This window comes from Streptomyces atriruber, from assembly GCF_001418325.1.
Classification (GTDB): domain Bacteria; phylum Actinomycetota; class Actinomycetes; order Streptomycetales; family Streptomycetaceae; genus Streptomyces; species Streptomyces atriruber.
This window is the reverse complement of the sequence record NZ_LIPN01000450.1, coordinates 1-7,090: the sequence shown is the minus strand read 5'-3', so window position 1 is coordinate 7,090 and position 7,090 is coordinate 1. Positions and strand designations below refer to the sequence as shown.

The window sequence follows — 7,090 nt, the reverse complement described above, 5'->3', positions numbered from 1 at the left end:
CCCCCTCAGCAGCGGAGTACCCGCATGACGATCGACGCCTCCCCGGACCGCGCACCGGACAACCCGGTCGGTGCCGCACGCGCCCTCATCGCCGCCCGCTTCGAACGCCTCCCCCTGTGCCGCTGGCACGTCACCGTCCGGCTCATCGTGGGCGCCGTCACCTTCTTCGAGGCCTTCGACCAGCTCCTGATCGCCTACGCCCTGCCCGAGCTGCGCGACGAGTGGCACCTGTCCACCTCCCGGGCGACCCTGCTGCTCACCGTCGGGTCGATCGGCATGCTGGTCGGCGCCCTGCTCTCCGGCCGCCTCGCCGACCGCATCGGCCGCGTGAAGGTGATCGCGCTGTGCGTCGCCGTCTCCAGCGCCGCCAACCTCGCCCTCGCCGCGTCCCCCACGCCCGACGTCTTCATGGCCCTGCGCTTCGTCCAGGGCCTGGCGATCGGCGGCGAGGTCCCGGTCGCCGCCACCTTCATCGCCGAGATCACCCGCAGCCACCGGCGCGGCCGCTTCGTCCTGCTCTACGAGCTGGTCTTCCCCGCGGGACTCACCGTGGGCGCGCTGGTCGCGGCGTGGGTGGTGCCGGTCCTCGGCTGGCGCTGGATGTACGTCCTGGCCGCCCTGCCCGGCGTCCTGTGCGTCGTCGTCCAGCGCAAGGTGCCCGAGTCGCCGCGCTGGCTCGCCGACCACGGCAGGACGGACGAGGCCGCCGCGGTGATGGACGGCATCGAGGCGGAGGTCGAGCGGGTCACGGGGAAGCGGCTGCCGCCCGTCGGCACGATCCCGGACCCGGTGCCCGCCGAGGCGGTGCCGGGGGAGCGGCACGCGGAGTCGGCCGAGGCCGCCGCGACCGGTCTGCGCGGCCTGTTCACCGGCCGCTACCGCCGCCGCACCCTCGTCATCGGCGTCCTCTGGTTCACCGGCTACTTCGTCAACTACGGCATCACGTCCTGGCTCCCGACGATCTACCAGAACCGCTACGACCTGTCCCTCTCGGACGCGCTCCTCTACTCCACCGTCACGTCCTGCGCGGGCCTGCTCGGCTGCCTCGTCGCCGCGCTCACCGTCGACCGGGCCGGACGCAGGCGCGTGATCACCGGCTGTCTGGGCGGGGCGGCGGCGATGCTGCTCGTGCTCGCCTTCCTGGGCGCCCGCACCCCGCTGGAGGTCCTGGCCTGGACGTCGCTGGCCGCGGTCTTCTTCTTCGGCTCCAACATCTGCCTGTACCTGTACACGCCGGAGCTGTTCCCGACCCGCATGCGGGCTCTCGGCAGCAGCGTGGGCGGCGCCATGAACCGGCTCGGCGTGATCCTCGGCCCGATCGTGGTCGGCGCGGTCTACGCGGGCGGCAGCGTCACGCCCGTCTTCGTGACGCTCGGGGCGGTGGCCGTCGTGGGCGCCGTCGTCGCGGCGCTCGGCGCGGAGGAGACGGCGGGGCGGCGCCTGGAGGAGGTCTCCCCCTGAGAGCCTGTGTCGCCGCCCTCCCCGTGCGGTGCGGTCAGCCGAAGCGTTCGATCCTGATCCGGTCCACCGGCTGGCCGCCCTCCACCAGAAGGCGCGACGCGTGCTCGGCGAACCCGTTGGAGCCGCAGACGTACGCCTCCCAGCCGCCCTCGGGCTGCCCCGCCTCGCTGAGGAAGGGCGCCAGATGGGCGGCGTTGAGACGGCCCTCGGAGCGGGTCAGGACGACGGTGGTCTCGTCGGCGTACTCGTCGGCGTAGATCACATCCGCGGGCGTACGCGCCGAGACGATCAGCCGCACCGGCACGTCGAGCCCCGCGAGGCGCTGGTGGCGGACCATCGACATCAGCGGCACCACGCCCGAACCCGCCCCGAGCAGCAGCGCGGGACGGTCGCCCGGCCAGGCGAAGAAGCCGGACAGCGGCCCGCGCACCTCGACCGTGTCGCCGACGTGCGCCACGGTGTGCAGATGCCCCGACACCTCGCCGCCCGGCACGTGGTCGAGGGTCAGCTCGACCTCGCCGCTGCCGTCGGGCGCGGAGGCGATCGAGTAGTGCCGCTGGGCGACGTAGCCGTCCTCGGCGGTGAGCCGCAGCATCAGGTGCTGGCCCGGCAGATGCCCCTGCCAGTCGGGCACCTTCAGGCGGAACGTCGAGACGAGCGGGGTCTCGCGGCGGATCTCCACGACGGTCGCCCGCTGCCACACCGCCGCGGAGCGGTTGCTCACCGCGATGCGGCCGGGCACGGCGAACGCCGTCGGCGGCACGAAACGCTCCTCGGACACGGGGAGGGGAAGGTCAGTCACCGGCGTAACGCTCCTCGGCCCACGGGTCGCCCCGGTGGTGGTAGCCGTTCTGCTCCCAGAAGCCGGGCTCGTCGCGGTCGGAGAGCCGCAGCCCCGCCACCCACTTGGCGCTCTTCCAGAAGTACAGGTGGGGGACGATCAGCCGGGCCGGGCCGCCGTGCTCGGCGGGCAGCGGCGCGTCGCCGTACTCCCAGACGATCCACGCCCTGCCGCCCGTCACGTCCGACAGCGGGAGGTTCGTGGTGTAGCCGGTGTGCGAGTACGCGACGACGTGCGTCGCCGTGGGCAGCGGGCGGGCCGCGGCCAGGAACGTGTCCAGGCTCACCCCGCCGAACCGCACCCCGAACTTGGACCAGCTCGTCACGCAGTGGATGTCGCCCCGGTACTCGGAGGCGGGCAGCGCGTGCGCCTCGTCCCAGGTCCAGGTGCGCGGGACCGCGACGAGACCGTCGACCCGGAAGGTCCAGTCGGCGGCGGCCAGCCGCGGGGTGACCTCGGCGGACAGGACGGGCCAGCCGTCGCGCGCGTCGTACTGCCCCGGGGGCAGCCGTGGGTCGCGGTCGGCGGCGCGGGCGCGGCCGGTGAAGCCGCGGGTGGGTTCGAACGTCATGCGATGGGTGTCACTTCGGGGGTCGTCACGGGTGCGGCCGCTTCGGAGGTCGCGGCCGAGTCCTGCAGGGCCCGCAGGACGGACTGCTCGTCGAGGGTGAGCAGGACCCGGTCGCGCATCAGGACGCGGCCGTCCACCACAGTGTCCCGGACGTCGGCGGCCGACGCGGCGTACGCGAGCGTCGACCACGGGTCGTGCCGGGGCGCGAGGTGCGGCCGGTCCAGGTCGAGGACGATCAGGTCGGCCTGCTTGCCGGTCTCCAGCGAACCGAGGCGGTCGCCGAGGCCCAGCGCCCGCGCCGACTCGATGGTCGCCATCCGGACGGCCTGCTCGGCGCCGACCGCCGTGGGGTCGCCGCCCGCCTTGTGCACCAGCGCGGCGATCTTCACCGCGCCGAGCAGGTCGAGGGTGTTGGAGGACACCGCGCCGTCGGTGCCGAGGCCGACCGTGACGCCCGCGTCCAGGAGCGCGGGCACCCGCGCGATGCCGCAGCCCAGCTTCAGGTTGGAGACCGGGCAGTGCGCCACCGCCGTGCCGGTGCGGGCCAGGGTCGCGATCTCGGCGTCCGTGAGGTCGACGGCGTGCGCGAGCAGCGTGTCGGGGCCGAGCACGCCGAGCGAGTCGAGCAGCTCCACGGGGCGCATGCCGTGCTGCTCGACGACGGTCGCCACCTCGGCGGCGTTCTCGGATGCGTGGATGTGCAGCAGCGCGCCGTGCTCCCGGGCGAGCGCGGTGATCTCCGTGAGCTGCGCGGGGTTCAGGGTGTACGCGGAGTGCGCGCAGACGACCGGGCGGGTGCCCGGCGCCGGAACGCGCGCCTTGAGGTGCGCGGTGGCCCAGTCGAGCCGCTCCTCGTAGGGACGGCCGTCCGGCGGGCCCGGCACGTCCATGAACGTCGGCCCGGTCAGCAGCCGCCACCCGGCGGCACGGGCCGCGTCCTCGGCCGCCTCGTGGAACCAGTACATGTCGAGCGCGGTCGTGACCCCGCCGCGTACGGACTCCGCGATCGCGGCCCGCAGCGCGGTGGTCACCGTCTCCGGCGAGAGGATCTCGGCCTCGCGCGGGACGACCCGGGCCAGGAAGCCCTGCAGGGTGACGTCGTCGGCGATGCCGCGCATCAGGTTCATCGACAGATGCGTGTGCGTGTTGATCAGGCCGGGCAGGACGAGGCAGCCGCGCGCGTCGATCTCCTCGGCCGCCTCGTAGGCGGCGCGCAGCCGGTCCGCGGGACCCACCTCGACGACCCGGCCCCCGCGGACGGCGACCGCGCCGTCCGCCACGACGGTGCCCGCGGCGTCCACGGTCAGCACGTCGCCGCCGTGCACGAGCAGATCTATGGAGCCGCCGCGGTCCTGGGCCGGCAGGTCAGTGGGGTGCATCGGTTCCGTTCTCCCTGGTCGCCACGGTTCTGGCTGGTCGCTACGGTCGGTTCAGCGCTCGGTGGACGCCAGCAGGCGCAGCGCGTCCAAGGTTATCCGGGCGCCCCGGTCGACCCCGTCGGCGACCACGTCGCGGTGCGGGTCGTATCCGCCGGTGGCTTCCTTGTCGACGAGCTCGTCGGCGTTCGCGCCGTCCACGACCAGGGCGCCGCCCGCGGTCAGGCCGTGCGTCGAGGCGAAGACGTAGAGCGCCGACAGCTCCATCTCGATGGCGGCGATCCCGGCGGCCGTGTACGCCTCGCCCGGCAGCGGCAGGAAGCCCGGCTGGAACGCGGCCCGCGTCCACACCACACCGCGGTGGTACGGGGCGTCCGCCGCCCGCGCCGCGCGCTGCAGGGCGAGCACCGCCTCGGGGGCCGAGAACGCCGGGTACTCGGCGGGGATCAGCTGCTGGGTCACGCCGTCGTCGCGCACCGCCGCGTCCGCGATGACCAGGTCGCCGTCGCGGATGCCGGGGCGGATCGCGCCCGCCGTGCCGAGCCGGAGGATCGTGCTGACCCCGGCCTCGGCGAGCTCCTGGAACAGCAGGATCGCGCCGGGCGCGCCGACGCCGTGCGAGGCGACGACGACGGGCGTGCCCTGCCAGGTGCCGGTGAAGGTGCGGTACTCGCGGTGGTACGACACCTCCTTCGCGTCGGCCAGGAGATCGGCGACGGCGGCCGCCCGGCCCGGGTCGCCGACGACGACCGCCTGCGCGGGCAGGCCGGTGCGGGGGACACGGGTGATGGGCAGCGCGTCGGAGAGCGACGTCATGTGGATGCTCCTACCAAGGACTTGGGATGCTTTCGGCGCCTGCGGCGCGCCGTGGACAGGAAGAGGGCGACCAGGGTCACCACGTAGGGGGCGGCATCGGTGGCCTGCTGCGGCAGCCCGTTGCCCTGCAGCCGGAACCCGACCGCCTCCGCGACGCCGAAGAGCAGCCCGGCCAGCAGCACCCCGAGGGGGCGCGCCCGGCCCAGCAGCACGGCGACCACGGCGATCCAGCCGCGCCCCGCCGTCATGTTCTCCGAGAACAAGGTGACGTTGCCGAGGGCGAGCTGGGCGCCCGCCAGGCCGCAGAGCAGACCGCCCGCGAGGACGGCGGCGTACTGGTACTTCGCCGGGCTCACGCCGAGCGTCGCCGCCGCGTCCGGTGCCTCGCCCACCCCGCGCAGCCGCAGCCCCCACGGGTGCCGGGCGAGGAACACGGCGGCGACGGCGACCGCCGCCCAGGAGACGTAGACGAGCGGCGAATGCCCGGACAGCACCGGGCCGATGAAGGGCACGTCCCCGAGGCCGGGCAGGTCGACGCCGGAGAGACCCGCGAGATCCGGATCGGAGAACGTGCCCTGCACGCCGAAGACCGTACGCAGCAGGAACCCCGTGAGGCCGACCGCGAGGAGATTGAGCGCGACACCGAGGACGACGGCGTCGCCCCGCAGACTGATGGTCCCCACGGCGAGGATCATCGCGTATGCGGCGGCCGACAGGGCCGCGAACAGGACACCCAGCCAGGCGCTCCCGGTGAACCAGCTGCCCGCGACCGCGCTGAAGCAGCCGATGAGCGTCATGCCTTCGAGGCCGATGTTGAACACGCCCGCCCGCTCGCACACCGCGCCGCCGAGCGCGGCGAGCAGGATCGGGGTGAGGGCGAGGAGCGCCGAGTGGAACAGCGCGGAGTCGACGGACATCAGTGGTCCCCCTCGGGGCGTACGGGCTTCCTGGCGCGCCGCCAGGTGAGTTGCAGGCGCGCGGCCAGGAAGACGATGACGACGGCCTGCAGCACCTGCGTCAGCTCGCGCGGCACCTCCGTGGCCCGCTCCATCGCGAGTCCGCCGACGTCGAGCGCGGCGAAGAACAGCGCGGCGACCGCGGTGCCCACGGGCGCGGCCGAGGCGAGGAGCGCGGCCGTCAGACCGGTCCAGGTGTGCCCGGCGGCCGTCAGCGAACCGTCGATGAAGCGGTACGGGAAGCTGAGCACGCCGATCGCGCCGACGAGCCCGGCGACGGCTCCGGACACCGCCATGAGGCGCAGCGTGAGCCGGGGCCCGTCGACGCCCGCGTACGCCGCGAAGCGCGGATTGAGGCCCGTCATGCGGATCTCGTATCCGGTGGCGGTCCTGGCGTCGGCGAAGACGAAGACGCCCGCGGCGATCACCACGAGCACGAGCCCCACCGTGACCGTCGACGAACCGAAGGCGGGCAGCTCCACGCCCGCCGGGAGCCGCCGGGTCTGCGGCAGGCTCGACCCCTCCTCCTTGAGCGGGAACCGCGCGAGGTAGGAGGCGAAGGACATGGCCGGATAGCTCAGCAGCAGACTGCTCACCAGGAGCGGTACGCCGAACCGGTTCTGGCAGACCGCGGCGAGCGCGGCATAGGCGGCGCCCGCCAGCATCCCGGCGAACAGCGCGGCGACCACCGCGAGCGGCGCGGGCAGCGGCACGTACAACCCGGTGGCCGCGGCGGCGATCCCGCCGAGCACCAGCTGTCCGTCGCCGCCCAGGTTCAGCAGCCCCGCCCGCATCGGGATCGCGAGCGCGACGGCGAGGCCCAGGATGCTCGTCCCGGTGGTCAGCGTCGACCCGATCCCGTCGGGCCCGAGCGAACCGCTGACGACGGACCCGTACGCGCCGAGCGGCTCGGCGCCCGTCCCGACGAGGAAGAGCGCCCCGACGAGCACGGCGGCGACGACGGAGTGCAGGGCGGACGAACGGAGGAACCGCCGGACGGGGGAGTGCTCCCCGGAGAGGCTCTCGACGGCCATGTCAGGGGGCCTCCTTGAGGGGGACGGACTTGACG

General features: G+C 74.2%; 7 protein-coding genes. 1 reads left to right on the top strand and 6 read right to left on the bottom strand.

Going from position 1 to position 7,090, the window contains the following annotated elements; translation table 11 throughout:
- Positions 1–24: 24 nt before the first annotated feature.
- Positions 25–1,461, top strand: coding sequence for an MFS transporter (locus AOK03_RS35520; RefSeq protein ID WP_055569514.1), 1,437 nt, complete (start codon positions 25–27; stop codon positions 1,459–1,461).
- Between the two features lie 34 nt (positions 1,462–1,495).
- On the opposite strand, the gene AOK03_RS35515 is transcribed toward AOK03_RS35520, so the two are convergent.
- Genes AOK03_RS35515 through AOK03_RS35490 form a run of 6 tightly spaced genes read right to left on the bottom strand, consistent with a single transcriptional unit; the run spans position 1,496 to position 7,055 of the window.
- Positions 1,496–2,263, bottom strand: coding sequence for a ferredoxin reductase (locus tag AOK03_RS35515; RefSeq protein ID WP_244177875.1), 768 nt, complete (start codon positions 2,261–2,263; stop codon positions 1,496–1,498).
- A complete protein-coding gene (locus tag AOK03_RS35510; protein ID WP_055569512.1) occupies positions 2,256–2,873 on the bottom strand; it encodes a sulfite oxidase-like oxidoreductase in 618 nt (205 codons plus the stop codon). Before AOK03_RS35510 ends, AOK03_RS35515 begins: the two co-directional genes overlap by 8 nt.
- Positions 2,870–4,252: an amidohydrolase gene (locus AOK03_RS35505; RefSeq protein WP_079075159.1), complete on the bottom strand. Its 1,383-nt coding sequence runs from the start codon at positions 4,250–4,252 to the stop codon at positions 2,870–2,872. The genes AOK03_RS35510 and AOK03_RS35505 overlap by 4 nt, the downstream gene beginning before the upstream one ends.
- A gap of 51 nt (positions 4,253–4,303) precedes the next feature.
- A complete protein-coding gene (locus AOK03_RS35500; RefSeq protein ID WP_055569511.1) occupies positions 4,304–5,065 on the bottom strand; it encodes a phosphorylase family protein in 762 nt (253 codons plus the stop codon).
- The gene (locus AOK03_RS35495) at positions 5,062–5,982 is read right to left on the bottom strand and encodes an ABC transporter permease (protein WP_055569510.1); all 921 of its coding nucleotides are present in this window, start codon (positions 5,980–5,982) and stop codon (positions 5,062–5,064) included. The genes AOK03_RS35500 and AOK03_RS35495 overlap by 4 nt, the downstream gene beginning before the upstream one ends.
- Positions 5,982–7,055: an ABC transporter permease gene (locus tag AOK03_RS35490; protein ID WP_055569509.1), complete on the bottom strand. Its 1,074-nt coding sequence runs from the start codon at positions 7,053–7,055 to the stop codon at positions 5,982–5,984. The genes AOK03_RS35495 and AOK03_RS35490 overlap by 1 nt, the downstream gene beginning before the upstream one ends.
- Positions 7,056–7,090 lie beyond the last annotated feature (35 nt).

Coding starts and splice junctions, on each gene's coding strand:
- AOK03_RS35520 (WP_055569514.1), top strand. CDS start 25: ATGACGATCGACGCCTCCCCGGACCGCGCACCGGACAACCCGGTCGGT.
- AOK03_RS35490 (WP_055569509.1), bottom strand. CDS start 7,055: ATGGCCGTCGAGAGCCTCTCCGGGGAGCACTCCCCCGTCCGGCGGTTC.
- AOK03_RS35505 (WP_079075159.1), bottom strand. CDS start 4,252: ATGCACCCCACTGACCTGCCGGCCCAGGACCGCGGCGGCTCCATAGAT.
- AOK03_RS35510 (WP_055569512.1), bottom strand. CDS start 2,873: ATGACGTTCGAACCCACCCGCGGCTTCACCGGCCGCGCCCGCGCCGCC.
- AOK03_RS35495 (WP_055569510.1), bottom strand. CDS start 5,982: ATGTCCGTCGACTCCGCGCTGTTCCACTCGGCGCTCCTCGCCCTCACC.
- AOK03_RS35500 (WP_055569511.1), bottom strand. CDS start 5,065: ATGACGTCGCTCTCCGACGCGCTGCCCATCACCCGTGTCCCCCGCACC.